This window comes from Xanthomonas sacchari (genome assembly GCF_040529065.1).
In the GTDB taxonomy this organism is placed as follows: Bacteria; Pseudomonadota; Gammaproteobacteria; order Xanthomonadales; family Xanthomonadaceae; genus Xanthomonas_A; species Xanthomonas_A sacchari.
Genome location: NZ_CP132343.1, coordinates 162,627 through 189,043 on the forward strand (window position 1 = coordinate 162,627; position 26,417 = coordinate 189,043).

24 protein-coding genes are annotated in these 26,417 nt (G+C 69.7%); 12 read left to right on the forward strand and 12 right to left on the reverse strand.

Translation table 11 applies throughout. The features are described from left to right. Positions 1-13: 13 nt before the first annotated feature. Positions 14-1,357, forward strand: coding sequence for a tRNA uridine-5-carboxymethylaminomethyl(34) synthesis GTPase MnmE (mnmE, locus tag RAB71_RS00760; protein WP_010340803.1), 1,344 nt, complete (start codon positions 14-16; stop codon positions 1,355-1,357). A 22-nt stretch (positions 1,358-1,379) separates the two neighbouring features. Here the strand turns inward: mnmE and RAB71_RS00765 are convergent, their stop codons facing one another. Then, on the reverse strand, positions 1,380-2,285 hold the full coding sequence (locus RAB71_RS00765; RefSeq protein ID WP_010340802.1) for an NAD(P)H-binding protein: 906 nt from the start codon (positions 2,283-2,285) through the stop codon (positions 1,380-1,382). 133 nt (positions 2,286-2,418) lie between these two features. Between RAB71_RS00765 and RAB71_RS00770 the strand changes: the two genes are divergently transcribed. Further along, positions 2,419-2,871, forward strand: a complete 453-nt coding sequence (locus RAB71_RS00770; protein ID WP_010340801.1) for a helix-turn-helix domain-containing protein — start codon at positions 2,419-2,421, stop codon at positions 2,869-2,871. 85 nt (positions 2,872-2,956) lie between these two features. On the opposite strand, the gene RAB71_RS00775 is transcribed toward RAB71_RS00770, so the two are convergent. Then, positions 2,957-3,799 (reverse strand): ABC transporter ATP-binding protein, encoded by an 843-nt coding sequence (locus RAB71_RS00775; RefSeq protein WP_029561803.1) that lies wholly within the window; start codon positions 3,797-3,799, stop codon positions 2,957-2,959. Positions 3,800-3,934: 135 nt separating this feature from the next. Here RAB71_RS00775 and RAB71_RS00780 point away from each other — a divergent pair, with 135 nt between their 5' ends. The 4 genes from RAB71_RS00780 to RAB71_RS00795 all read left to right on the forward strand — a co-directional run bounded on the left by RAB71_RS00780 (position 3,935) and on the right by RAB71_RS00795 (position 8,305). Then, positions 3,935-5,131 carry an acyl-CoA desaturase gene (locus RAB71_RS00780; protein ID WP_010340799.1) on the forward strand — a complete coding sequence of 399 codons (1,197 nt, stop codon included), beginning with the start codon at positions 3,935-3,937 and terminating at the stop codon, positions 5,129-5,131. A gap of 59 nt (positions 5,132-5,190) precedes the next feature. Then, positions 5,191-5,532: an EF-hand domain-containing protein gene (locus RAB71_RS00785; protein ID WP_010340798.1), complete on the forward strand. Its 342-nt coding sequence runs from the start codon at positions 5,191-5,193 to the stop codon at positions 5,530-5,532. Between the two features lie 138 nt (positions 5,533-5,670). Continuing rightward, positions 5,671-6,483 carry a bifunctional DNA-formamidopyrimidine glycosylase/DNA-(apurinic or apyrimidinic site) lyase gene (gene mutM / locus RAB71_RS00790; RefSeq protein WP_010340797.1) on the forward strand — a complete coding sequence of 271 codons (813 nt, stop codon included), beginning with the start codon at positions 5,671-5,673 and terminating at the stop codon, positions 6,481-6,483. Positions 6,484-6,700: 217 nt separating this feature from the next. Continuing rightward, a complete protein-coding gene (locus RAB71_RS00795) occupies positions 6,701-8,305 on the forward strand; it encodes a glucan biosynthesis protein (protein WP_010340796.1) in 1,605 nt (534 codons plus the stop codon). Between the two features lie 205 nt (positions 8,306-8,510). On the opposite strand, the gene RAB71_RS00800 is transcribed toward RAB71_RS00795, so the two are convergent. Both RAB71_RS00800 and RAB71_RS00805 read right to left on the reverse strand, forming a co-directional pair. Next, complete coding sequence (locus RAB71_RS00800) at positions 8,511-9,275, reverse strand: sel1 repeat family protein (RefSeq protein ID WP_029561802.1); 765 nt, start codon at positions 9,273-9,275, stop codon at positions 8,511-8,513. A gap of 166 nt (positions 9,276-9,441) precedes the next feature. Then, complete coding sequence (locus tag RAB71_RS00805; protein ID WP_010340794.1) at positions 9,442-10,062, reverse strand: thymidine kinase; 621 nt, start codon at positions 10,060-10,062, stop codon at positions 9,442-9,444. Between the two features lie 133 nt (positions 10,063-10,195). Here RAB71_RS00805 and rep point away from each other — a divergent pair, with 133 nt between their 5' ends. Next, complete coding sequence (rep, locus tag RAB71_RS00810; RefSeq protein ID WP_010340793.1) at positions 10,196-12,172, forward strand: DNA helicase Rep; 1,977 nt, start codon at positions 10,196-10,198, stop codon at positions 12,170-12,172. 482 nt (positions 12,173-12,654) lie between these two features. Here rep and glyS read toward each other — a convergent pair whose 3' ends face one another. Together glyS and glyQ are read right to left on the reverse strand one after the other, a co-directional pair. Continuing rightward, positions 12,655-14,922: a glycine--tRNA ligase subunit beta gene (glyS, locus tag RAB71_RS00815; RefSeq protein WP_010340857.1), complete on the reverse strand. Its 2,268-nt coding sequence runs from the start codon at positions 14,920-14,922 to the stop codon at positions 12,655-12,657. Between the two features lie 158 nt (positions 14,923-15,080). Then, positions 15,081-15,989, reverse strand: a complete 909-nt coding sequence (gene glyQ / locus RAB71_RS00820; RefSeq protein ID WP_010340858.1) for a glycine--tRNA ligase subunit alpha — start codon at positions 15,987-15,989, stop codon at positions 15,081-15,083. Positions 15,990-16,065: 76 nt separating this feature from the next. Here glyQ and RAB71_RS00825 point away from each other — a divergent pair, with 76 nt between their 5' ends. From RAB71_RS00825 to RAB71_RS00835, 3 genes are all read left to right on the forward strand, one after another. After that, positions 16,066-17,886 (forward strand): GspE/PulE family protein, encoded by a 1,821-nt coding sequence (locus RAB71_RS00825; protein ID WP_010340859.1) that lies wholly within the window; start codon positions 16,066-16,068, stop codon positions 17,884-17,886. A 102-nt stretch (positions 17,887-17,988) separates the two neighbouring features. Then, entirely contained in the window at positions 17,989-18,759 is a 771-nt protein-coding gene (locus RAB71_RS00830) for a glutamine amidotransferase (protein WP_040900920.1), read from the forward strand. A 47-nt stretch (positions 18,760-18,806) separates the two neighbouring features. Next, positions 18,807-19,700 carry a BPSS1780 family membrane protein gene (locus RAB71_RS00835; RefSeq protein WP_010340862.1) on the forward strand — a complete coding sequence of 298 codons (894 nt, stop codon included), beginning with the start codon at positions 18,807-18,809 and terminating at the stop codon, positions 19,698-19,700. Between the two features lie 11 nt (positions 19,701-19,711). Here RAB71_RS00835 and RAB71_RS00840 read toward each other — a convergent pair whose 3' ends face one another. From RAB71_RS00840 to RAB71_RS00865, 6 genes are all read right to left on the reverse strand, one after another. Further along, complete coding sequence (locus RAB71_RS00840) at positions 19,712-20,002, reverse strand: hypothetical protein (protein WP_010340863.1); 291 nt, start codon at positions 20,000-20,002, stop codon at positions 19,712-19,714. 106 nt (positions 20,003-20,108) lie between these two features. After that, entirely contained in the window at positions 20,109-21,101 is a 993-nt protein-coding gene (locus RAB71_RS00845; protein WP_158255547.1) for a serine protease, read from the reverse strand. A gap of 636 nt (positions 21,102-21,737) precedes the next feature. Continuing rightward, the gene (gene tatC, locus RAB71_RS00850; protein ID WP_010340865.1) at positions 21,738-22,472 is read right to left on the reverse strand and encodes a twin-arginine translocase subunit TatC; all 735 of its coding nucleotides are present in this window, start codon (positions 22,470-22,472) and stop codon (positions 21,738-21,740) included. Next, positions 22,469-23,011: a Sec-independent protein translocase protein TatB gene (gene tatB, locus RAB71_RS00855; protein WP_104609501.1), complete on the reverse strand. Its 543-nt coding sequence runs from the start codon at positions 23,009-23,011 to the stop codon at positions 22,469-22,471. Before tatB ends, tatC begins: the two co-directional genes overlap by 4 nt. A 15-nt stretch (positions 23,012-23,026) precedes the next feature. Further along, on the reverse strand, positions 23,027-23,257 hold the full coding sequence (gene tatA / locus RAB71_RS00860) for a Sec-independent protein translocase subunit TatA (RefSeq protein WP_010340619.1): 231 nt from the start codon (positions 23,255-23,257) through the stop codon (positions 23,027-23,029). 125 nt (positions 23,258-23,382) lie between these two features. Beyond that, positions 23,383-24,279: a YSC84-related protein gene (locus tag RAB71_RS00865; RefSeq protein WP_010340618.1), complete on the reverse strand. Its 897-nt coding sequence runs from the start codon at positions 24,277-24,279 to the stop codon at positions 23,383-23,385. Between the two features lie 167 nt (positions 24,280-24,446). Here RAB71_RS00865 and hemH point away from each other — a divergent pair, with 167 nt between their 5' ends. Continuing rightward, positions 24,447-25,406, forward strand: coding sequence for a ferrochelatase (hemH, locus tag RAB71_RS00870; protein WP_010340617.1), 960 nt, complete (start codon positions 24,447-24,449; stop codon positions 25,404-25,406). Continuing rightward, on the forward strand, positions 25,403-26,245 hold the full coding sequence (locus RAB71_RS00875) for an alpha/beta fold hydrolase (RefSeq protein ID WP_010340616.1): 843 nt from the start codon (positions 25,403-25,405) through the stop codon (positions 26,243-26,245). The genes hemH and RAB71_RS00875 overlap by 4 nt, the downstream gene beginning before the upstream one ends. The last annotated feature ends 172 nt before the right edge of the window (positions 26,246-26,417 follow it).

Below are 26,417 nucleotides of genomic sequence, written 5' to 3' on the forward strand. Positions count from 1 at the left end.
TGCTGCCTTCGCCATGCCGTCTTCCGCCACCGACACCATCGCCGCCATCGCCACCGCCCCGGGCGCGGGTGGTGTCGGCGTGGTGCGCGTGTCGGGTCCGGCGGCGGCCGCCATCGCCGATGGCCTGGGCCTACGTGCACTGGTGCCGCGCAGCGCCCGCTACGCGCGTTTTCGCGACGCGCATGGCGAGATCGTGGACGACGGCATCGCGCTGTGGTTTCCGGCGCCGCGCAGCTTCACCGGCGAGGACGTGCTGGAACTGCAGGCGCACGGCAGCCCGGTGCTGCTGCGGCACCTGGTGGCACGCTGCTGCGAACTCGGCGCGCGTCCGGCGCGTCCGGGCGAATTCAGCGAGCGCGCCTTCCTCAATCGCAAGCTCGACCTAGCCCAGGCCGAAGCGATCGCCGACTTGATCGCCGCCGGCGACCTGCGTGCGGCGCGCGCGGCACGGCGCTCGCTGGACGGCGTGTTCTCGCGGCGCGTCGACGACCTGGCCGAACAGCTGATCCGCCTGCGTATCCACGTCGAAGCGGCGATCGATTTCGCCGACGAGGCATTGGACACTCTGGGCGGTGCGCAGGTTCGCGCAGGCCTGGCGCATGCGCGCACCGACCTGGCGCAGCTGCGTGCCGACGCCGAACGCGGCCGGCGCCTGCGCGATGGCCTGCACGCGGTGCTGGTCGGCCCGCCGAACGCGGGCAAGAGCTCGCTGCTCAACGCACTGGCCGGCAGCGACCGCGCCATCGTCACCGACATCGCCGGCACCACCCGCGACACCTTGCACGAGACCGTGCGCCTGGATGGCGTGGAACTGACCCTGGTCGATACCGCCGGTCTGCGCGAGGGCGGCGACGCGATCGAACGCGAGGGCATGCGCCGCGCGCGCCAGGAACTGCAGCGCGCCGACCTGGCGCTGATCGTGCTCGATGCGCGCGACGCCGAGGCCGGCCAGGCGGCGATCGCCGACGCCATCGCCGACGTGCCGCAGCGGCTGTGGATCCACAACAAGAGCGACCTGCTCGCCGCCGTGCCCGCGGCCAGTGCAGAACGCGTCTACGTTTCTGCGGCTACCGGCAGCGGGCTGGAGCAGTTGCACGCGCAGTTGCGCGCGATCGCCGGCACTGCGGCCGGCGAGGGCAGCGACGGCGAGTTCTCCGCACGTGCGCGCCACGTCGATGCGCTGCAGCGCGCCGCCACCCATGCCGATGCGGCCGCCGCCGAACTGCAGCACGAACGTCTGGAACTGGCCGCCGAGGAACTGCGCCTGGCGCATGCCGCGCTCGGCGAGATCGTCGGCACGCTCAGCGCCGACGACCTGCTCGGGCGGATCTTCTCCAGCTTCTGCATCGGCAAATAGCGCGTCGCGCCGCCGAACGCGCTTACGGCTTCAGCGCCGCCAGTTGCGCGCGGTTGTCCTGCAGCCACTGTTCGAACGGCAGCGGTGCCTGCCCGGTCAGCGCCTTGTAGTCGCCGGTGACGGTGGCGACGCGGCCGGCGGCGGTGTTGGTGTCGAACGAGGCGTAGACGCGCGCAACCGGCTCGGGCAGGCCGGCGCCGACCATGCCTTGTACCAGGCCTTCGACCGGCACCGGCACGACCTGGATCTGCACGTCCAGGACCTGGGCGACCAGTGCGGCGATCTCGGCGGTGGTATAGGCGCGGGCGCCGCTGAGGGTGAGCGTGCGCTTGCCGTCGCCGCTGGCCAGGGCGACCGCGGCGGCGCGGGCCAGGTCATCGCGGGCGATGTGGGCGATGCCGCCGTCGCCGGCCGCGCTGTACCAGTGGCCCGAGGCCAGCACCGAGGGCAGGCTCATGAACAGGTTCTCGAAGTACCAGTGGTTGCGCAGCACGGTCCAGGCGGGCAGGGCGCTGGCGGCCAGGGCGTCCTCGGTACCGGCATGGTCGGTGGCCAGCAGCAGCGGCGAGTCGTGCGGTTCCGGGCAGGAGGTGTAGACCAGGTGGCCGACGCCGGCGCGTTCGGCGGCGGCGATCGCGGCCTGGTGCTGCTGCAGGCGATGGCCGGGGCGGTCCAGCGCGTCGGTGCTGATAAGCAGCACGCGGCCGGCGCCGCGGAACGCCGCGTCGAGCGAAGCGGCGTCGTCGAAATCGCCGTGGCGCACGTCCACGCCGCGTGCAGCCCAGGCCGCCAGGCGCTCGGGTTGGCGGGTCATCGCCACCACGCGCGATGGCGTGATCTGCAGGGTGTCGAGCAGGTGCGCGAGCACGCGCTGGCCGAAGTGGCCGCCGGCGCCGGTGACGAGCAGGGAGTCGGAAGATGCGGGCATGACAGGTCTCCTGAGGAAGGGCGGCGTCGCAGGACGCAATGGTCTGGAAAAGGAACCTGGTCTATCCTAGAGACCTTGGCCGACCTGTAAAGACGGCACTTTTTCCGCCCCTGCTTACCTTGAGGTAACCGCCATGGACATCGTCGTACCGCCGGCCGCCACCTGCGACCCGCTGCTGAGCCAGCAACTGCAGGACTACCAGCGTGCCGGTATGGCCATCGACCAGTGCCCGGTGCGCGACGTCTTGGCGCAGATCGGCGACAAGTGGAGCACCCTGTTCATGATGCTGCTTGCCGAGCGCCCGCACCGCTTCGGCGAACTGCGCCGCGCGGTGCCCGACATCTCCCAGCGCATGCTGACCCAGACACTGCGCGATCTGCAGCGCGAAGGACTGGTCGCGCGCGAGGTGCTGCCGACCGTGCCGCCGGGCGTGGAGTACCGGCTCACCCCGCTGGGCCAATCGCTGAGCGTGGTGCTGGCGCCGCTGGTGCGCTGGGCCGCCGATCATCACGCGCAGATCCGTGGCGCGCGCGCCGCGTTCGAAGCCGATGCGCCGGCGCGGGCGGCGGGCGCCGCGTACGGTTGACGCGTCCCGCATCACCTGCGACATCTCGCAACCCTGCAACCCCGCAAACCCGACGGCCCCGAACGCCCGAACTCGTCGACGCCGATCAGCTCTCCGCAACCACCCGGGCGCTGTAGCGGTCGCCATCGCGCTGCACCCGCACCGGCCCGCCGAACACCGCCGACAGTGGCGCATCGGCCAGCAGGTCCTCGCGCGTGCCGTCGGCGTACACCTGGCCCTCGCGCAGCAGGATCACCCGCGCGATCTCCGGCACGATCTCCTCGATGTGGTGGGTGACCAGCACCAGGGTGATGCCTTGCCGCGCGAGATCGCGCATCGTCGCCAGCAGGTGCTCGCGCGCGACCAGGTCCAGCCCGGTGCTGGGTTCGTCCAGCAGCAACGCCTGTGGCCGGTTGACCAGCGCACGCGCGATCAGCACGCGTCGGGTCTCGCCGGCCGACAGTTCGGCATAGGGGCGCCGCAACAGCGGCAACGCGTGCGCCGCCTGCAGCGCCTCGCGCGCGCGGTCGCGCATCGCGTCGGTCACCTCGCGGTGCGGCGGCACCACATAGCTGGCGAAGAATCCCGACAGCACCGCGCTTTCCACATCCAGCCCGGGCATGTCGGCGAGATTGACGCTGAGATCGCCGGTGACGATGCCCAACTGGCTGCGCAGGCGGTCAACCTGCCAGCGGCTCTGGCCGAGCACCCGCACCGCAGGTTCCTCGCCGGCGCGCGCCAGCGGATACAGCTCGCGGGTGATGAGTTTGATGAACGAGGATTTGCCGCAACCGTTCGGGCCGAGGATGGCGGTGTGCTGGCCGAGTGCGATGCGCAGGCTCAGCGCGTGCAGCACGTGGACCTGCCCGCGGACGACGCTGGCGCGGTCGAGTTCGATCAACGGCGTCGCCGCTGGCACAGGGGTTGCTTGAGAAGAAACGACTGACATGGAACCGACACCGTTCTGTGATCGAAGGCGCTTGGCGGCTGAATACCATACGCGAGCGCCGGGTGAAGTTTGCGCCCGCAACCCCCATCATGTCGTCATCCCCTCACGCCGTCTTACGCTCTGGAGCTTCTGGCAATGTTCGACGCGATCCTCGACTTCCTCGGCAACGGCCTGCTCGGCGTCGGCTGGTGGGGCATGCTGGCCGTGCTGCTGTTGTTCACCCAGCTCACCATCTTTGCGGTGACGTTGTACCTGCACCGCAGCCAGGCGCACCGCGGCGTGGATTTCCATCCGCTGCTGTCGCACTTCTTCCGCTTCTGGACCTGGTTTACCACCTCGATGATCACCAAGGAGTGGGTGGCGATCCATCGCAAGCACCACGCCAAGGTGGAGACCGAGGAAGACCCGCACAGCCCGCAGACCAAGGGCATCGCTCGCGTATTCTGGCGTGGCGTGGAGCTGTACCGCGAAGCGCGCACCCAGCGCGGCGACATCGAGCAGTACGGCAAGGGCGCGCCGGACGACTGGATCGAGCGGCATCTGTACACCCCGTACGCGAACCTGGGGCCGGTGGCGCTGTTCGTGGTCAACTTCGCACTGTTCGGCCTGCCCGGCATCGCCGTGTGGGCGCTGCAGATGGCCTGGATCCCGTTCTGGGCCGCCGGCGTGATCAACGGCCTGGGCCACTGGTGGGGCTACCGCAACTTCGAGTCCGCCGACACCTCGACCAATCTGACCCCGTGGGCGCTGTGGATCGGTGGCGAAGAACTGCACAACAACCACCATGCCTTCCCGAGCTCGGCGCGCTTCTCGATGCGCCGCTGGGAACTGGACATCGGCTGGATCGCGATCCGCGCGCTGGCGGCCCTGCGCCTGGCCAAGATCCTGCGCGTGGCGCCGACCCTGGACGTGCGCCCGAATATCGCCGTGCCCGACGCCGACACGTTGCGCGCGCTGCTGTCGCATCGCTTCCAGGCGATGACCGACTACCAGCGCAACGTGTTCACGCCCGCGCTCAAGGAAGAAGCCGCCCAGGCCGGCGCCAAGCTGCGCAAGCTGCTGCCGCGGCGCCTGCGCAAGGGCCTGGTCGACGATGGCCGCTGGCTCAAGCCCGACGCGCGCGAACAGCTGCAGCGTTGGGTGGCGCAGCGCCCGCGCATGCGCACGCTGGTCGAGCACCGCGCACGCCTGGCGGCCCTGCTGGAAGCGCGCACCCACGACGCCAGCGAACGTCTCAAGCACCTGCAGGCCTGGTGCCACGACGCCGAAGCCAGCGGCATCGCCGCGCTGCAGGCCTACGCCGCGCGGCTGAAGGGCTACGCCCTGGCATGAGCCGCGGCGCACTCCGTACGCCGCCACCCGAACGCCGCCTCGCGCGGCGTTCGTCGTTGATGGCCGGGCTGACGCTGGGCATCGCATGCGTCGCGACCGTGGCCGGCATCGATGTGCAGGCGCAGGCGATCGACAGCACCGCCAGCTACCTGCAGCGCATGGACCGCGACGGCGACGGCCGCGTCAGCCTGGACGAATACCTGGCCTGGATGAGCTACGCCTTCGACGCGCGCGACCTCGACCACGACGGCGTACTCAGCCCCGCCGAACTGCCCGGCGGCCGCGGCCCGCCGATCACCCGTGCACAACATCTCGCCACCCTGACCGCCCGTTTCCGCAAGCAGGACACCAACGGCGACGGCTACCTCAGCGCGCGGGAACTGGCGGCGCCGCCGCAGTGACCACGCCTGTATCGCCACACGCGCAGCGCGCTCCGTCGCGCAGCGCGCGTGGTGTTTGCTCAACAATCCCCAGCTTCAGCGGAAGCGCACCTCGCGCCGGCTAAGCTTGTCCCCCTACCTGCAACATTCGACGAACCCATGCCCGAACTCCCCGAAGTCGAGACCACCCGGCGCGGCCTGGAGCCGCATCTGTCGGGGCGGCGCATCCATGGGGTGATCCTGCGGCGGCCGGATCTGCGTTGGCCGATTCCGCCGGAGGTGGCCGAGCGGTTGCCCGGGCAGCGCATCGAGGGCATTCGTCGGCGCGCAAAGTATCTGTTGCTGGACACCGCGGTCGGCAGCGCGCTGCTGCATCTGGGCATGTCCGGCAGTTTGCGCGTGCTGCCGGGCGACACGCCGCCGCGGGCGCACGACCACGTCGATATCAGTCTGGAAGACGGGCGCGTGCTGCGCTTCAACGATCCGCGCCGGTTCGGTTGCCTGCTGTGGCAGGCGCCGGGCGAGACCCATCCGCTGCTCGCCGAGCTGGGGCCGGAGCCGCTGTCCGATGCGTTCGACGGCGAGCATCTGTTCCGGCTCAGCCGCGGCCGCACCGCGCCGGTCAAGACCTTCCTGATGGATCAGCGCATCGTGGTCGGGGTGGGCAACATCTACGCGGCCGAGAGCCTGTTCCAGGCCGGCATCAGTCCGCTGCGCGAGGCCGGCGAGGTCTCGCGCGCCCGCTATGCGCGTCTGGCCGACGCGGCCAAGGCGATCCTGGGCTATGCGATCCAGCGCGGCGGCACGACGTTGCGCGATTTCATCAGCCCCGACGGGGCGCCGGGTTACTTCGAGCAGGAACTGTCGGTCTACGGCCGCGAGGGCGAGGCCTGCAAGCGCTGCGGGCGCACGCTGCGCCACGCCAGCATCGGCCAGCGCGCCAGCGTCTGGTGCGGCCACTGCCAGCGCTGAGCGATGGCGGCGCTCGCCGTGGCGCGTCGATGAGGCAGCGGGCTCGGCGGACATAGCCGGCTTGCCCGTTCCCGACGGCCAAAACACGCGCCGTACGCGTCAGCGCTCGGCGATCCGGCATGCCTGCGCCCGTGGACTCCCTCGCACGGGCACCCTCACCGCCGCATGCGGCGCCGCTTGTCTATGATGGGCGTCCTTTTCCGTTTCGATCCCGGCCATGCAACGACGCGATTTCCTGAAGAACGCCGCCGCCGCCTTCGCCGCCATGGGCTTGCCGGCGATGCCGATGCTCGGCCAGGCGGCCCCCGCGGTGGGCCTGCGCCGCCTGGGCAAGCCGCAGCCGTTCGACTACGCCTGGCTCAAGGGCCACGCGCGGGCCATGGCCGAGGCGCCGTACCAGAGCCACAAGCGGGTGCTGCCGGCGCCGGTGGAGGGATTGACCTGGGACCAGTACCAGTCGATCCGCTATCGCCAGGACCACGCGCTGTGGGCGGCCGAGCAGGGTCCGAAGTTCCAGGCCAAGTTCTTCCACCTGGGCCTGTACTTCAAGACGCCGGTGCACATGTTCGACCTGGTCGACGGGCAGGCGCAGGAACTGGCCTACGACAGCGCGGCGTTCGATTACGGCAGCAGCGGGCTGAAGGGCAAGCCGCTGCCCAAGGAACTCGGCTTTGCCGGTTTCCGCCTCAACACCAAGCAGGACACCGAGCGCGACTTCGCCGCGTTCCTCGGCGCCAGCTATTTCCGTGCGGTCGGCAAGGAGGGCCAGTACGGCCAGTCGGCGCGCGGGCTGGCGATCGATACCGGCACCGGCGGCCCGGAGGAATTCCCGGACTTCATCGCCTATTGGCTGGAGCAGCCCAAGGCCGGCTCGGACACGGTGGTGGTGTATGCGCTGTTGGACTCGCCGAGCGTGGCCGGTGCCTACCGCTTCGCGATCACCAATGGCGACGTGCTGCTGATGGACATCGACAGTGCACTGTATCCGCGCAAGACCATCGAGCGGCTGGGCCTGGGCCCGTGCACCAGCATGTACCAGGTCGGCGAGAACGACCGCCGCATGGACTGGGACTGGCGCCCGGAGATCCACGACACCGACGGCCTGGCGATGTGGACCGGCGGCGGCGAGTGGATCTGGCGGCCGCTGTGCAATCCGCCGCACCTGCGCTTCAACATGTTCGTCGACGAGAACCCGCGCGGTTTCGGCCTGCTGCAGCGCGACCGCAACTTCGACCATTACCAGGACGACGGCGTGTTCTACGAGAAGCGCCCGTGCCTGTGGGTGGAGCCGAAGCAGGGCTGGGGCAAGGGCTCGGTGCAACTGGTGGAGATCCCCACCGTCGACGAGACCTTCGACAACATCGTCGCGTTCTGGAATCCGCAGGACAAGCCGCAGCCGGGCCAGGAGCTGCTGTTCGGCTACCGCCTGTACTGGGGCGCGCAGGCGCCGGCGTCCTCGCCGCTGGCGCATTGCGTGGCCACGCGCACCGGCCTGGGCGGCGTGGTCGGGCAGAAGCGACACTATTTCTCCTGGCGCTTCGCGGTGGATTTCGCCGGTGGCGAACTGGCCAAGCTGGGCAAGGAGAAGGACGCCAAGGTCGAGGCGGTGCTGCAGCTCAACCGCGGCCGCACCGAGATCGTCTCGGCGCGGCCGTTGCACGAGATCTCCGGCTACCGCGCGATGTTCGACGTGGTGCCGCCGGACGACGGCACCGAGCAGATCGATATCCGCCTGTACCTCCGCAGCGGCGAGCGCCCGCTGACCGAAACCTGGCTGTACCAGTGGACGCCGCCGCCGGCGGCCGAGCGCAAGCTGTATTGAGCGCAACCGCGCGCGCTGCCTGCCGGGCAGCGCGCGTGTGCCTGGATCGGGCATTGCGCTCGCATTTCAGTCCTGGCGCAGCCGGGTGTGCGAGCGTGGTGCGCCTCGCGCGTCGCGGCTGAAGCCGCCCCTACAAGGATGCGCGGTCCCGGCAATGGGTTGCTGTGGGAGGGACTTCAGTCCCGACGCGGAAATGGCTCCGCATTCAGTGCTTATCGGGCTCCTGCGGCGGCTTCTGCGGCTCGCCTTGCGTGCTGATGTCCTCGACATCGCCGATGTCGACCCGGCCCGGAGTGCGCCCGTCCCACACCTGGTCCTGCAGCTTCCAGTACGCACTCGGCTCCCAGAACTGCTTGGCATAGAACACTTCCGGATCGATGCTGCCGCCGCGCGGGCCGTTGATCGACAGCGGACCGGACGCGCCGGAGTGGCCGAGCAGGCCGCCGGTGCTGCGCATCGCCTCGCGTCGCAGGACCGCTTCCTGGCGCGGCTTGGCGACCTCGTCGCCGTACTCGGCGAGCATCGACTTGTCGAGCTTGACCGCGCGCTTGCGCTCGTCCGGGGTCAGCTGGTTCCAGTACTCCATCTTGCGCGCGCCGAACTGGTCGTAGCCGCGCTCGGCGGCCAGCGCCATCCACAGGAAGCCCATCGTATGGTCGGCAGCGCCGCCCTGGCCCTCCCAGTACATTTCGCCCAGCCGCGCCTGCGACGGCTTGTCGGCGTAGCGCGCGGCCAGCTGGTACTGCTTCCTGGCCTCGGCGTACTCGCCCTTCTTGTCGGCGCGGATGCCGGCGCGGCGATAGAAAAGGTCCAGGTGTGCCTCGAGGAAGCCGTCGGTCAGCACCTGCGCCGGGATGTCCTGGAAGGTGTGGTCGCCCGGGGCCGCCGCGGCCGGGCCAGGCAGGGCGAGCAGCAGGGCACAGGCCAATGCGGTGCCGCTGCCGGCAAGAAATCCTTTGAACGAAAGCATGTTCCTCATCCCATGAGTGAGCGATCGGCGCGATTCTAGGCATGCCGCCCAGGTGCGCTCCATAGACTGATGGCATAGGGACAGGCACGCGCTCGGCACGTGTCAGCCACGGTTCATCGCTTCAGGGCGCGACGCACCAGCGCGGTGCGTCAGTGGTACATCCGGGTTACAGCGGCAAGGCGATCTGCAGCGGATCGATGCGGCCTTCGCCGCGCATGATCTTCTTGAACTCGGGGCGGCTGACCGACACGTAGCGCTCGTTGCCGCCGATCTCCACCTGCGGGCCGTCCTGCACCGCATGGCCGTTCTCGTCCACGCGCACGGTCATCGTCGCCTTGCTGCCGGTGTGGCAGATGGTCTTGATCTCCTGCAGTTCGTCGGCCCATGCAAGCAGGTACTGGCTGCCCTCGAACAGCTCGCCGCGGAAATCGGTGCGCAGGCCATAGCACAGCACCGGGATGCGCAGCCGGTCGACCACTTCGCTGAGTTGCCAGACCTGCGCGCGGCTGAGGAACTGCGCCTCGTCCACCAGCACGCAATGCAGCGGCCCGTGGCTGGCGATGTCGGCCTCGATGGTGGCCAGCAGATCGGTCTCTGCCACGAACGGCATGCCGTCGGCGCGCAGGCCTATGCGCGAGGCGACCACGCCGCTGCCGGCACGGTGGTCCAGCCGCGGCGTCAGGATCGCCGTGCGCATGCCGCGCTCGCGGTAGTTGTGCGCCGACTGCAGCAGCGTGGTGGTCTTGCCGGCGTTCATCGCCGAATAGTAGAAATACAGTTTCGCCATGCCGCCGATTCTAGCGCGGCGGCCGCGCGCCCCGGCCGGCCTGCGCTTGGCGAACCGGTTCAGCGCAGGGGGGACGGTTGGGACGTCGCCGCCGGCGGGCGCCCGGTACAATAGGCGGCCAAGGGAAGTCTTCATGCACGGTCTCAATCCTCCCCAACGCGCCGCGGTCCTGCATTGCGAGGGTCCGTTGCTGGTGCTGGCCGGCGCCGGCAGCGGCAAGACCCGCGTGATCGTGGAAAAGATCGCGCACCTGATCGCCAGCGGCCGCTACCCGGCCAAGCGCATCGCCGCGATCACCTTCACCAACAAGTCGGCCAAGGAAATGCGCGAGCGCGTGGCCAAGCGCATCCGCAGCGAGGCCGCCGATGGTCTGACCATTTGCACCTTCCACGCCCTGGGCCTGAAGTTCCTGCAGATCGAACACGCCGCGGTGGGCCTGAAGCGCGGCTTCTCGATCTTCGACGCCGACGATGCCGCCGCGCAGATCAAGGACCTGATGCCCGGCGCCAAGCCCGATGCCATCGAGGACGCCAAGAACCTGATCTCGCGCGCCAAGAACGCCGGGCTGTCGCCGGAGCAGGCGATGGCGGCCGCGCGCAGCAACCGCGAGCAGGAAGCGGCCAGCCTGTACGAGCGCTACCAGGCGCGGCTGAGCACCTTCAACGCGGTGGACTTCGACGACCTGATCCGCCTGCCGGTGCAGGTGCTGGAGGAGAACGAGGATATCGTGATGGCCTGGCGCGAACGCATCGGCTACCTGCTGGTGGACGAGAGCCAGGATACCAACGATGCGCAGTACCGCCTGCTGAAGATGCTGGCCGGTCCGCGCGGCAACTTCACCTGCGTGGGCGACGACGACCAGAGCATCTACGCCTGGCGCGGCGCCAACCCGGAAAACCTGATGCAGATGGGCCGCGACTACCCGGCCCTGCAGATCATCAAGCTGGAGCAGAACTACCGCTGTTCCAACCGCGTGCTGCGCGCGGCCAATGCCCTGATCGCGCACAATCCGCACGAGCACCTGAAGACGCTGTGGAGCGACCAGGCCGACGGCGAGCGCATCCGCGTGTGGGAGTGCCGCGACAGCGAACACGAGGCGGAGAAGGTCGCCGCCGAGATCGCTTATCTGGGCACTGCCAAGCAGGTGCCGTGGAGCGACTTCTGCATCCTGTTCCGCGGCAACTTCCAGTCGCGGCCGCTGGAAAAAGCGCTGCAGATGGCCAGCGTGCCGTACCACATCACCGGCGGCACCGCGTTCCTGGAGCGGCAGGAGGTCAAGGACGTGCTGTCCTGGTTGCGCCTGCTGGTCAATCCCGACGACGACGCGGCATTCCTGCGCGCGGTGCAGGCGCCGAAGCGCGAGGTCGGCGCGACCTCGCTGGCCAAGCTGGCCGAACTGGCTTCTGCCAAGCACCTGCCGATGTCGCGCGCGGCCGAGTCGGTGGGCGCGCTGCAGCAGTTGCCGCCGCGCGCCGCCAACGGGCTGAGCGACTTCGTCGACATCCTGCACGAACTGCGCGCGGCCTCGACCACGCTGTCCTCGGCCGACGTGGTGCGCCAGCTGGCCGAGCAGTCCGGGCTGATCCGCGAACTGCGCAGCCAGTGCAAGGACGAAGCGAGTTTCCAGCGCCGCCGCGGCAACCTGGAGGAACTGGCCAAGTGGTTCGAGGGCGGCCCACGCGGCGCCACCGTCGGCGACCTGGCCGCGCAGTTGGCGCTGCTGTCGCGCAACGACAAGGACGACGGCGGCAACCAGGTGCGGATGATGACCATGCACGCGTCCAAGGGTCTGGAGTTCCGCTATGTGTTCATCGTCGGCTGCGAGGACGGCGTGCTGCCGCACGAGGTCAGCCTGGAAGAGGGCAACCTGCAGGAAGAGCGGCGCCTGCTGTACGTCGGCATCACCCGCGCCAAGGAGCAGCTGTGGATGAGCTACAGCAAGCTCACCCGCAAGTTCGGCGAGCACATCCGGCTCAAGCCCAGTCGCTTCTTCGACGAGATCCCGGCCGAGGAAATGCAGCGCGACGGCGCCGACCCGGTGGCCGACGCAGCGCGCAAGAAGGAGCGCGCCAATGCGGGGCTGGCGGCGATCCAGGCGTTGTTTGATTGAGAGCCGGGATTGGGGAGTTGGGACTGGGGATTCGTAACAGCGGGGTGTGCTGCGAGTGCCGGGGCTAGTCGGCTGTTCCTTCTCCCACCGGGAGAAGGTGCCCCGAAGGGGCGGATGAGGGTCCGGGCGAAGCCTCGTGCACTCACACTCCGCGAGTCGCTTCGCGCCGTACCCTCACCCCAACCCCTCTCCCGGGGGAGAGGGGCTTGAGCAGGGGATTCACTGTTGGCTGCATGTGCACCGCGGATAGGGCCTAGTCAGGCGCTTCTTTAGTTTTGCTTTGGAGGTTGCCGGCGTTCGCTCGTCGCGACTGAAGTCGCTCCCACAGTGAGCTTGCGTGGAGACCCTGTGGGAGGGACTTCAGTCCCGACGCATTGCGGTGTGCCGAAGCCAGTGGCGCCGCGCAGTGCCGCAGGAGGCTCCACCCGCAAACGAGAACGGGCCGCGCAGGCGGCCCGTCTCTGGTTCGACACTGCTGGCGCTTAGGCCGACAGGTGCTCGATCGCCGCGACGCTGCCGAGGCGGTCGCCCAGGCGCTTGAGCAGGGCCAGGCGGTTGCGGCGCAGCGCCGGGTCGTCGGCGTTGACCATCACGCCGTCGAAGAACGCGTCCACCTGCGGGCGCAGCCGCGCCAGGAAGTTCAGCACGGTGACGTAGTCGTGCTGGCGCAGCGCGCCGTCGGTCTCGGCGATCGCCGCTTCCACCGCCTCGGCCAGCGCGCGCTCGGCCGGCTCGCGCAGCAGGCCCGCGTCGACCTGCGACGGAATCTCGCCCTCGGCCTTGCGCAGGATGTTGCGGATGCGCTTGTTGGCCGCGGCCAACGCCTCGGCCTCCGGCAACGCGGCGAAGGTGCCGATCGCGTCGATGCGGCGGTCGAAGTCGTACAGCGAGCCGAGCGCCGCCGTTGTTGCCGCTGTCGTAGGAGCGGCTTCAGCCGCGACCGAGAACAGCGCGGCCACTGCGTTGAACTGCGTTGCCGGGACACCCTTGTCGGTGTAGTAACCGCGCAGGCGGTCGAGGATGAAGTCGAACAGTTCGGCCACCATCGGCGCCGCATCCAGTGTTGCGGCGGTCTGGCCGTGCTCGGCAAAGTGAGACTTCAGAACGTCGGCGACGAAACCACCGCTCGCGGAGGCGGTGGCAGCCGGGTTTGTGGTGGGTTGCCTCCCCGCTGCTTCCTTCTTCGGAGTGGTGGCGGCGACAGCGAGGAGCGCCTGCAGCGTAGCGGCGGCAAGCAAATTGCGCAGATTCACATCAAACCCACTCTCAATCACCGTCCGCGCCAACCCCAGCGCATTGCGCCGCAGCGCGAACGGATCCTTGTTGCCGGTCGGCTTCAACCCTGCAGCGAACCCGCCGGCCAGCGTGTCCAGGCGTTCGGCGATCGCCAGCACCTTGCCCAGCGGCGACAGCGCGATGTCGTCGCCGGCGAAGCGCGGCTGGTAGGCCTCGTCGATCGCCAGGGCGATCTCGCTGGACTCGCCGGCGGCGAGCGCGTAGTGGCGGCCGGCGATGCCCTGCAGTTCCGGAAATTCGTTGACCATGCGCGATTGCAGGTCGTTCTTGCTCAGTTCGGCGGCGCGGCGCGCCTGCGCCGGGTCCACGCCGACCTGCGCGGCGATCGCCTCGGCCAGCGCGGCCACCCGCTGCACCTTGTCGGCGATGCTGCCGAGCTTGGCCTGGTAGGTGACGCTGGCCAGGCCGGCGCCCATCGCCTCCAGGCCCTGCTTGAGGTCTTCGTCGAAGAAGAACTTGGCATCTGCGAAGCGTGGGCGGATCACCCGCTCGTAGCCCTTGGCCACTTCGGCGACGTCGCGCGAGACGATGTTGGCGATGCCGATGAAGTGCTCGGTGAGCTTGCCGCCTGCATCGAGCACCGGGAAGAACTTCTGGTTGCTCTCCATGGTCTCGATCAGCGCTTCCTGCGGCACCGCCAGGAATGCCGGCTCGAACCTGCACAGCACCGCCGACGGCCATTCGACCAGGTTCACCACCTGCTCCAGGTTGTCCTCGGCGATGCGCGCGCTGCCGCCGGCCTCACGCGCGGCCTGCTCGACCTCGGCGACAATGCGCGCGCGGCGCACGTCCGGGTCCACCAGCACCTGCGCGGCCTGCAGTGCGGCCACGTAGTCGCCCGGCTGCGCCAGCGGCACCGGCGCGTCGTGCAGGAAGCGGTGGCCGCGGCTGTCGCGGCCGGCCTCCACGCCGAACAGCGGCATCGGCACTACTTCGCTGCCGAACAGCAGCACCAGCCACTGCACCGGCCGGGCGAAACCGTAGTCGTGATCGCCCCAGCGCATCGGCTTGGGGATCGGCATCGCCGCGATCGCTTCGCGCAGGATCTCCGGCAGCAGCGTGGCGGTGCGCGCGCCCGGGTTCACCGCGCGGTGCACGAAGCGCTCGCCCTTGGCGTCGCTGGTGCGCTCCAGCGCGGTCCAGTCGATCCCGGCCTTGGCGGCGAAACCCTGCAGGGCCTTGGTCGGCTGGCCGTCCGCGTCCAGCGCGATGTTGAGGTAGGGGCCGAGCACTTCCGCGCGCTGCTCCGGCTGCTCGACGGCCACACCCGGCAGCAGCACCGCCAACCGGCGCGGCGTGGACAGCGGCTTGGCGTCGCCACGCTCGACCGCGATGCCGCGCTTCTCCAGCCCGGCGATCACGCCGTCGAACAGCGCCTGGGCCAGGCCCGGCAATGCCTTGACCGGCAGTTCCTCGGTGCCCAGTTCGATCAGCAGGGGAAGGTGTTGGCTCATGTGTCAGACCTTGCTAGCGGTTTTTCCCTTCTCCCTGCGGGAGAAGGTGCCCCGAAGGGGCGGATGAGGGTGCGGGCGCCTGGGGAGTCGGAGCACCCGGCTACTCGTGCCGGCGTACCCTCACCCCAACCCCTCTCCCGTGGGGAGAGGGGCTTGCATCACTTCTTGACGCCGGGGAAGCCGAGCTTCTCGCGCTGCGCGTAGTAGGCCTTGGCCACCGCCTGCGCCAGCGCGCGCACGCGCAGGATGTAGCGCTGGCGCTCGGTCACCGAGATCGCGCGGCGTGCGTCGAGCAGGTTGAAGGCGTGGCTGGCCTTGGTCACCTGCTCGTAGGCCGGCAGCGGCAGGCCGACCTCGACCAGCGCCTGCGCTTCCTGCTCGCACGCGTCGAAACGGTGGAACAGTTCGGCCACGTTGGCGTGCTCGAAGTTGTACGCGCTCTGCTCAACTTCGTTCTGGTGGTAGACGTCGCCGTAGGTGACCGGCGTGCCGTCGGGGCCGTAGGTCCACACCAGGTCGTAGACGTTGTCGCAGTTCTGCAGGTACATGCACAGGCGCTCGAGCCCGTAGGTGATCTCGCCCAGCACCGGCTTGCACTCCAGGCCGCCGGCCTGCTGGAAGTAGGTGAACTGGGTGACTTCCATGCCGTTGAGCCACACCTCCCAGCCCAGGCCCCAGGCGCCGAGCGTCGGCGATTCCCAGTTGTCCTCGACGAAGCGCAGGTCGTGGACCAGCGGATCGATGCCCAGTGCCTTGAGCGAATCCAGGTACAGCTGCTGGATGTTGTCCGGGTTCGGCTTCATCGCCACCTGGTACTGGTAGTAGCGCTGCAGGCGGTTCGGGTTCTCGCCGTAGCGGCCGTCGGTGGGGCGCCGGCTCGGCTGCACGTAGGCCGCGTTCCACGGCTCCGGCCCGAGCGCGCGCAGGAACGTGGCCGGATGGAAGGTGCCGGCGCCCACTTCCAGGTCCAACGGTTGGATCAGCACGCAGCCGTGCTGCGCCCAGAACTGGTTGAGGGTCTGGATCAGACCCTGGAACGTGATCGGAACGGACCGGGAAACGGACATCTCGCAGGGGGCCGGTTGAGGGGTGCGCTAGTATAGCGACCGACTCGCGGGGACTTCCGCGCACCGGACCTGGACCATGGATTCGCGCCCTGCCGCGCCGCCCGCGTCGTCGCCCGCCGAACCCACCGTGGCCTTGCCGCCGGGCCGGTTGAGCTTCGAGCGCGTGGCCGCCGCGCTGCTCGCCGACGGCCTGGTCGCACCGGCCGAACGCGGCCGCGTGCAGTTCTCGGCGCAGACTGCGCGCACTGCCAGCGACGTGCATCCGCTGGTGCTGCTGTCCAATCTGAAGCTCGCCGCGACCCGCCCGCCGGGCAGCGAACTGAGCCTGGAACGGCTGACCGAATGGCTGGCGCAGCGTTGCGGCCTGCGCTACCTGCGCATCGATCCGACCCGGGTCGACGTGGCCGCGGTCACCGGCGTGGTCTCGCATGCCTACGCGCGCCGCCACCGCATCCTGCCGCTGGCGCTGCAGCCCGAGCGCCTGCTGGTGGCGACCAGCGAACCGCTGGCGCTGGACTGGCTGGGTGACGTGCAGCACCTGGCGCGGCGGCGCATTGAGGTGGTGGTAGTCAACCCGCTGGACCTGCATCGCTACACGATGGAGTTCTTCGGCGTGACCCGCTCGGTGCGCGGCGCCAAGGACGGGCGCACCGAGCAGAGCAGCGGCCTGCCCAGCTTCGAGCAGCTGGTGGAACTGGGCCGCGGCGGCGACGTCAACGCCGACGACCACCACATCGTGCACATCGTCGACTGGCTGCTGCAGTACGCCTACGAGCAGCGCGCCAGCGACATCCACCTGGAGCCGCGGCGCGAGGCCGGGCGCATGCGCTTCCGCATCGACGGCGTGCTGCACAAGGTGCTGGAAGTGCCGCCGGCGGTGATGACCGCCATCGTCAGCCGCATCAAGGTGCTCGGGCGCATGGACCTGGCCGAGCGGCGGCGGCCGCAGGACGGGCGCATCAAGACCCGCTCGCCGGGCGGGCGCGAGACCGAGATGCGCCTGTCGACCATGCCCACCGCGTTCGGCGAGAAGTGCGTGATGCGCATCTTCGACCCGGATGCCGCGTTCAAGAGCGTGGACCAGCTCGGTTTCAGCGCGCAGGAAGCGGCCGGCTGGAACGCGCTGGTGGAGCGCCCGCACGGCATCGTGCTGGTCACCGGCCCCACCGGCTCGGGCAAGACCACCACGCTGTACTCCACGCTCAAGCGCCTGGCCACGCCGGACGTGAACGTGTGCAGCGTGGAAGACCCGATCGAAATGATCGCCACCGAGTTCAACCAGATGCAGGTGCAGGCCAACATCGACCTGGACTTCGCCAGCGGCGTGCGCACCCTGCTGCGGCAGGACCCGGACATCATCATGATCGGCGAGATCCGCGACCTGGAAACCGCGCAGATGGCGGTGCAGGCCTCGCTGACCGGCCACCTGGTGCTGTCGACCCTGCACACCAACGACGCGCCCTCGGCGATCACCCGCCTGCTCGACCTGGGCGTGCCGCACTACCTGGTCGCCTCCACCCTCAACGGCGTGCTGGCGCAGCGCCTGGTGCGCACCCTGTGCAGCCACTGCAAGCGCCCGCACACGCTGGAGCCGCACGAATGGGACGCGCTGCGCGAACCGGGCGAGGCCTTGCCCGAGACGCTGCAACCCTACGCCCCGGTCGGCTGCCTGGAATGCCGCCGCACCGGCTACCTGGGCCGCGTGGGCCTGTACGAGCTGTTGCCGGTGACCCCGCGCCTGCGCACCCTGATCCGCGCCGACATGGACCTGGCCGGCTTCAGCCGCGCCGCCCAGGCCGAGGGCGTGCGCACGCTGCGCCGCGCCGGCCTGGAAAAGGTGGCCGCCGGGCTGACCACCATCGAGGAAGTGCTGTCGGTGCTGCCGCCGCGAGAGTGAGCGCTGGGCGCTTCCCAGACTCATGATCGCCAGTTATATGGCTATGCCGCCACCGCCGCGCGGCCTTGAACAATCCACGGCGACGGCGTCTAGAATCCCACCATGCCGTTCGCTTCTCCCGTCCGTCGCCGTGCTGCACCCTTCCTGATCCTCGAAACCGGCGAACCGGTGGCGACGATGCGGCGCTACGGACGCTTCCCGCACTGGATCCGCGTCGCTGCCGGCCTGGCCGAGCACGACACGGTGGTGGCCAATGTCGCCGCCGGGGAGGCCTTGCCGGCGCGGGACGACTTCGCCGGGGTGATCGTCACCGGCTCGGCGGCGTTCGTCACCGACCGCGCCGACTGGAGCGAGCGCTCGGCCGACTGGCTGCGCGCGGCCGCCGAGGACGGCACGCCGCTGCTGGGCATCTGCTACGGCCACCAGTTGCTGGCGCACGCGCTGGGCGGGGAGGTGGCCTACAACCCGGCCGGGCGCGAATCGGGCACCGTGCATATCGAACTGCATCCGCCGGCGGCCGAGGATCCGCTGTTCGCCGGTCTGCCGGCGCGCTTCCCCGCGCATGCCACGCATCTGCAGACAGTGCTGCGCGCACCGGCCGGCGCCACGGTGCTGGCCCGCTCGGCACAGGACCAGTGCCACGCGTTCCGCTGGGGCGAGGCGACCTGGGGCGTGCAGTTCCACCCGGAGTTCGCCACCCACCACATGCGCGGCTACGTGCAGGCGCGCGCGGACTGTCTACGCAGCGCCGGACGCTGCGCCCGTACCATCGCCCGCGAGGTCAGCGCCGCGCCGCTGGCACGCAAACTGTTGCGGCGCTTCGTTCAGCACGCACGCGGGCAGCACAGCAGCGGCCAGGCAAAACCGCGATAATCTGTGCAGTCGCCGCGCTGTACGGCGTCTCCCACTTCGGATTGGCAATGATCGAAATTCGCAAGCTGCCGGCCTCGGCCGGCGCGGAATGGCTGTTGGGTGGTGTGGCCCTGCTGCGGCGCGCGCCGTGGGCGCTGGGCCGGCTCGGGCTGATTTGGGGTCTGGCGACACTGATCACCCTGTTCCTGAGCGCGCTCCATCCGATCCTAGGCATGTTGGCGCAAATGCTGATGGGCCTGGCCGGGCCGTTGTTGTTCGGCGGGCTGGTATGGGCGGTGCGTGAGGTCGACCAGGGCCGTAGCGCCGAGCCGGCGCACCTGCTGCAGGGCCTGCACGGCAGCCGTGCGCCTAACCTGCTGGTGGCGGTGCTGCCGCAGGCGATCGCCTTGTTAGCGCTGTCGTTCCTCGCCGTCGTGGTGATCCGTCCAGAGGGGTTGATGCAGCTGAACACGGTGATGCTCAAGCTCAACGAACTGGGCCAGTCCGGCGCGCAGCCTGATCCGAAGCAGGTGGAGGATCTGATCGCGACCCTGCCGGCGTTGCGCATCGTGATGTGGCTGATGCTGGTGGCAGTGGGTGTCGTCGGAGTGGTGCTGACCCTGTTCCTGTTTGCGCCGCAGGTCATGTTCGATGGCCGCAACGGCCTAGCCGCCATCGGTCACGGCTTGCGCGCCTGCTTGCACAACCTGCCGGCGATGCTGGTCTTCTTCGTGCTCGCCTTCCTCGCGATGTTCGCGCTTTACTTCGCACTGGCCGTGGTGATGCTTGTGCTGCAGTTGCTGGTCGGCACCACGATGGCGGCGCTGATCTTGCAGGTGCTGCAGATGGCGGTGCTGCCCCCAGCGATCGCCGGCATCGTGTACGTGGCCTGGAAGCAGATGTTCGTGCACGCCGACGATGCCGCAGCCGTCGCGCCGCCAGCGAATGTCATCGAAGCCTGATCGCGGCTGACTCAGCGGCGCTCGCTGCCGTCGCCGGGCGTGCGCTGGGCCGCCCGCGGCATCGCCTGCAGTTCGTCGATCACCCGCCTGGGCGCGCGCAAGCGGATCTGCACGGGGAACGATTCGTACACGACGACGTCCTCCACCACGCCCTGCTCCTTCAGTTCCATGACCCGTGCCAGCACGGGGTCCGGGGATTGCGCGCTGCCGATAATCAGCGCGGATTCCAGCGGCTCGCGATTCGCGGCCGGCCCACTGCCCAGGCTGCAGCCCGCCAGCAGTAGCAGCGTCGCGGCAAGCATTCGTCTCATCCCACCTCCTCCTGAATCGCGGGTTCGGCCAACGCCGTGGTGCGCAGTCCACCGCTGCACCACGGCGGTATCACGCAGGATCGTCACCGTGCGCGCATCACGGGTTGTCGGCGATCCAGTTCTGCAGCGTGTTGAAGACGGTACTGGTCAGCCGCGTCCCGCAGTTCTGGCTCGACGAGCCGGTGGTGTGGACGCCGCGGACCACGTAGCCGCTGTCGTAGATGCCGCTCCCGCTGTTGCCGCCGCTGGTGTCGATGGTGTAGCAGAGCCGGTAGGAGCCGCTGGTGGAGACGCCCCCGGACGCACTCCACATCGTTCCGAACGGCTTGTCGCCCGGATATCCGGTGATGGTATGGGTGCCTCCCGAGTAGGTGCCCCAGCCCGCATTGCCGCCATGGGGAGGCGTGCTCAGGACGATCAGCGCATAGTCGTAGTTGCTGTCGCCGTTGTTGAGCCACGCCGTCGTGGTGATGGCACGCGCCCACGTCGCCGTTCCCCACGGCTGGTAGCTGCCGTTCTGGGCCACCGTGAAGTCGAGGCTGGAGTACCAATTGCCAGCGCCGTCGGACACGCAGTGGCCGGCGGTCAGGACGTGCTTGGGTCCGATCAGCGTTCCGGTGCAGCCGATGCCGATGCGCCCGATGTGCCAGTACGGCGCGACGGTGGTGGTGGTTACCTGCACCCGCTCGTCGGTCCCGATCACCACGTTGGGGACGGCGCGGCCGTCACCGTGGTCGGTGGGACGCAGCGGCGGCGTGCCGGGCACGGAGTCCGGCAGGCGGCCGAGCAGTTCCATCGCCTTGATCGCCTCTTCGAAGAGTGCCACGTCCTCCGCGCTTGCCGGCGACGCGTACTGGTCGCCATTGCGGGTGACCATCACCGCGCTCAGGCCGGCGGCCTTCTGTTGCGGGCTCTGCAGGCGCGTGTCCGTCGGGGGTGCCGTTTCCGCGGACACGCCGGTCACCAGATTGTCGCCGTTGATGAACTTCGCTTTCCCGCCCAGTTTCTGGAACGATGGCGTAGCCGCGACCGCCGCGGTCGCCGCTGTCGATACCAGCAAGGTAAATCCCAGTGCAGCCAGACGTTTCATGACGTGCTCCTTGGTCATTGGGATACTGCTTCATTGCGAGAGAAGCCGGGTCGACGCGACCTCCTGCGCGCTTCCGGCCTGCCCGTCCGCCAGGGACCGGGGGTGGCGGCGTGGACGTACGCACCGCCACGAATACGGTCTTCCATGACCGTGTCGGCAGGGCCGGGATCCGGCCCGGTGCCGATGCTCCTGTAATCCGATGTGGCTCCGACGCCGTGTACGCGGATCGCGCGATCCGGCGTCGGCCGCGAGCCGACAACACACCTTGCTCTGACTCAGCTGCAGCGTTGGCGAAATGGCGCGGCGTGGCGCACCGCAACGAGGTCAGTGCCGCGCCGTGGAAGCGCATCGCACCGCTGACTCCGCAGATCACGTCGTCGCGCAAGCGACAGCACTCGCGCATGGGCGATCAGCATGCACGCAAGGGAATGGTCTTGGTCGTGTGTCCCGGCAGTCAGTCGCACGCGGCACCTTCCTTGGCGTATTCGCGGCCCCCAGGGGGCATCCGTTGCGGTGTGTTCGGGACGACGGCGTGCAGTCGGCCGTGGGAACTTTTATACGTCACGCGCCAGGGCGTTGCCGTAATTCGCATCCCAGATCACCGCAAGCGATCGCGCGGTCTACCGCCGCATTCCCTTACTGCGTCCGCGCCTGGCTCGACACCAGCCAGCTCGACGCCAGGATGCCCAACTCGTACAGCAGGCACATCGGGATCGCCAGCATCAGTTGCGAGACCACGTCCGGCGGGGTCAGCACCGCGGCCAGCACGAAGATGCCGACCACCGCGTAGCCGCGGCCCTCGCGCAGTTGCTGCGGGGTCACCCAGCCGAGCAGGGCCAGGATCACCAGGGCGACCGGCAACTCGAAGCTGGCGCCGAAGGCGAAGAAGATCGCCAGGACGAAGTCCAGGTAGGCGCCGGCATCGGGGGTGAGCTGGATCACGTCCGGCTTGAACGTGGTCAGGAAGTGGAACACCGCCGGCAACACCAGGAAGTAGGCGAAGCCGCAGCCGAGGTAGAACAGCACCACCGCCGAGGCCAGCAGCGGCAGCGCCAGGCGCTTCTCGCGCTGGTACAGGCCGGGGGCGACGAAGGCCCAGGCCTGGTACAGCAGCCAGGGTGCGGAGACGAACAGCGCCAGAAAGAACGCCAGCTTCAGCGGGGCGATGACCGCGCCGGCCGGGTGCGTGGCGATCACGCTCTGGCCCACCGGCAACTGCGCCAGCATCGGCTCGGCCAGCCAGGAGTACAGGCGCTTGGAGAAGGGCAGCAGCGCCACCACCACCACGCCCAGGCCGATCAGCGCGCGCATCAGCCGCGCGCGCAATTCGATCAGGTGTTCGATCAGGCTGCTTTCGGCTTCGACGTTCATCGCGGCGCCTCCGGGTCATCGGAGAGCGGCTTGCCGGTCTGCGTGGTCGCGGCCGTGGGCGCCGGATGCGGCGCGGCCGCACCGCGCGCGGCGGCCGGCACGGCGGACGCGGCGGGCGTAACCGCGGGCGTCGGCGTCGGCAGGGACGCGGCCGTGTCGGCAGCGTGCGGCATCGAGCTATTGGCGGTGTCGGCGGTCGCTGCCGGCGACACCGTCGGCGCGGCGTCGGCAGGCGGCACCGGAGGATTCGGATCGATCTCGCGGCGCAGCGCTTCGGTCTGCCGCTGCAGTTCCTGGCCGCTGTCGCGCAGTTCGGTTTCGGCCTGGCGCAGGGAACTCTGCACATCGTGCAGGCTGCGCTTGAGTTCCTCGGCTTCCAGTTCGCGTTCCAGTTCGTGCTTCACCGAGTCCCATTGCGCGCGGGCGCGGCGCACCCACAACCCGGCGAAGCGCGCCGCCTTGGGCAGGCGTTCGGGCCCAAGCACCACCAGGGCCACCACCGCGATCACCAGCAGTTCGCTGAATCCGATATCGAACACGCCGGCGGGGTCCCGTCAGTGCGCGTCGCGGTCGCGTTCGGCCTGGGTCTGGCGGGACGGCTCGCTGCTGCTGCGCGTCTCGTCGCCGAGCTGGCCGGCGGGCTTGTCGTCGTCGCGCATGCCTTTCTTGAATTCCTTGACCGCGTTGCCGAGATCCTTGGCGCCGCTCGTCAGCCGCTTGGTGCCGAACACCAGCAGCACGATCACCAGCACGACCAGCCAGTGCCAGATGCTAAGACTGCCCATGATCCGCTCGCAGAAAAGTCGTAAGGAACCCGCAGGATAACGCACCGCGCCGCGCCGCGTTACCTTTCCCTGCCATGCAGGCGTGCCTGCACGGCCGAATGGACAGGTGGCGTTGGGAACGGCGCTCAGCGATCGCCGTCGAGCTTCTCGGTGCGGATCTCGCCGTCGGACACCGGCTGGAAGCCCTGCTGCGCCGGCTGCGTCTGGCCCTGCAGGGGCACGGTGCTGGCGGCGGCGTCGGGCGCGGCGGTCGGTTCCGGTGCGGCCTGCGGCGCCGGCATGGCCGGTGCCGGGGCGGCGACCGGATTGCCGCTGCCATCGGTGCCACGGCTCTGCCGCGCGGCGTAGGTGGCTTCTTCGAGCTTGTCGCGGAAGGCGACGATGTCGTTGGACGGACGGTTGGTGGTGCGGCCCTCGAAGATCATCCGCGGGGTGGTGTTGCTGCCGTAGGCGTTAAGGTCGGCGGCATCGTCGATCTGCAGCGCGGCGCCATCCAGGGCGACGCCGGCGAACAGGCCGCGGGCGCGCGACCACGACCAGATCTCGGCCTTGAGCTGGCCGTCGGTGGCGGCGGCGGCGTTGCGCCCGACCGGGCCGGCGGCGACGCCGGCATCGGCGCCGAGGGTGAACTTGCCGTTGACGATGTTGTCCAGGCTGCGGTCGTTGCGGAACACCAGCACCACGTCGGAGGACTGCACGCCGACCTGGAAGCCGATGCTGCCGCCGGTGAGCTTGACGAACACCGGGTTGGACCAGGTGCCGTCGGGGCGCTTGACCGACATCAGGCCGTGGCCGCGACGCCCGCCGATCACCAGCCCGGCCTTGAGCGTGTCCGGGATCACCACGATGGCGCGGCCCTCGTCGAGCAGCTTGTCGGGGATGGACTGTTCGGGGATCCGCTGGATGTCGGTCAGCACGCGCAGCGCGTTGCGGGCGCGCTCGTCCTCTTCCGGTCCGGCCACGGCGTGGCCAGCGAACAACACGGTGCTCAACAACAGGGCGAGGCGCGGCAGGAGGGGCATGGCGGGCTCCGAAATAGGTCCGCAGCAAGATACTGCAAGTCCTTGAACTTAGTCACAGGGCAATGAATCGGCAATGAGTGCCGCCGCCGCCAGGCGCAGGCGCCGTCGATCGCCGCGATCGAGCGAATCGACACGCCTTGGGGCGTGCGCTCTGCCACAATGCGCGCATGTCCGACGCACCCGAGACCGCCATCCTGGTGGTGAATCTAGGCACGCCCGAGGCGCCCACCGCGCCTGCGGTCGCCCGTTACCTGGCCGAGTTCCTCGGCGACAAGCGCGTGGTCGCGATCCCGCGCCTGTTCTGGTGGCCGCTGCTGCACTGGGTGATCCTGCCGCGGCGCTCGCCCAAGTCGGCCGAGAAGTACGCGCAGGTCTGGCTGGCCGACGGCTCGCCGCTGGCGGTGTATACCCGGCGCCTGGCCGAAGGCATGCAGCGCGAACTGCCCGGGTACCGCGTGGCCTGGGCGATGCGCTACGGCGCGCCGGCGCTGGCGCCGGCCCTGGACGCGCTGCGCGAGGCCGGCGTGCGCCGGATCGTGGTGTTGCCGCTGTACCCGCAATATTCGACCACCACCACCGCCTCGATCGAGGACGTGGTGCAGGCCTGGCAGGCGCGCCATCCGCAGCTGCCGGTGCGCCTGATCGAGGACTACCCGACCGACCCGGCCTGGGTCGCCGCGGTCGCCGACAGCGTGCGCGCGCACTGGGCGCAGCACGGCCGCGGCGAGCGCCTGTTCTTCTCCTTCCATGGTCTGCCGCAGCGCGTGGCCAACAACGGCGACCCCTACCCGCAGCGCTGCGAAGCCAGCGCGCAGGCGATCGCCACGGCGCTGGGCCTGGAGGCCGGGCAGTGGGAGCTCGGCTACCAGTCGCGCTTCGGCGCCGAGCGCTGGCTGCGCCCGTATGCCGAGCCGCGGCTGTGGGAACTGGCGGCGCAGGGGGTCAAGCAGGTGGACGTACTCTGTCCCGGCTTCGCCACCGACTGCCTGGAAACCCTGGAAGAAGTGGCGATGGGCTTCGTCGAGACCTGCGCCGAACGCGGCATGCAGGTGCGCTACATCCCCTGCCTCAACGACGCCCCGGCGCACGCGCGCGCGCTGGCGCAACTGGCGGCCCGCGCCGCATGAGCCTGCGTCCCTTCGCCTGCCCGTCACGGGTGGGCGCGCTGGCCGGATTGCGCAGCGGCGATCCGCAGGGGCCGAAGGCGCTGGCCCTGCACGGCTGGCTCGACAACGCCGCCAGCTTCGTGCCGCTGAGCCGGCACCTGCCGCAGTGGGATCTGGTGATGCTGGACCTGCCCGGCCACGGCCACAGCAGCGACCTGCCCGATGGCGCCGAGTACCTGCTGGCCAGCGCCCTGCACCCGGTGCTGGACGCGGCCGATGCACTGGGCTGGGAGCGCTTCGTGCTGATCGGCCACTCGATGGGCGCGGCCATCGCCAGCCTGCTCGCGGCCGCAGCGCCGCAGCGCATCGACAAGTTCGTGGCGATCGAGATGCTGGGCGGCCTGGCCGAGAGCGAGGCGGGCGCGGTGGAACGGCTGCGCAACAGCGTCGCCAGCACGCGCCGCGCCAATGCCACGCCGTTGCGCGTGTTCCCCGACCTGGCCGCGCCGGTACGGGCGCGGATGCTGGCCAACCAGCTCAGCGAACCGGCGGCGCGGCTGCTGGTGGAGCGCGGCGTGCGCGCGGTGGACGGCGGCTACGTGTGGCGCAGCGACCGCCGCCTGACCCTGCCGACGGCGATCCGCGCGACCGAGTCGCAGATGCAGGCGCTGCTGCGCGGCATCGAATGTCCGACCGCGGTGGTGTTCGCCGACCCGGCCCAGGACATGTTGCCAGAGCCGCTGCGCCTGCAGCGCGCCGCGTGCCTGCGCGACGGCCGCGTGCACACGTTGCCCGGCACCCACCACCTGCACATGGAACAACCGGCGGCAGTGGCCGCGTTGCTGCACGACTTCCTCTGAGGCGGCCGCGGCGGTCGCCGCGCCGCAGTGCGCGCCTGCGGCGCCATCGCTCCATCGCGCACCCCGCACGCGGACTGCGACGCACGCATCACCTGCGCTGTGCAGCCCGCCGCGGCCGTGCGCTTTCCGGCGTCACAGTTCGGCATGTTGTCGCCGTGCCGTCGCGGTTCGG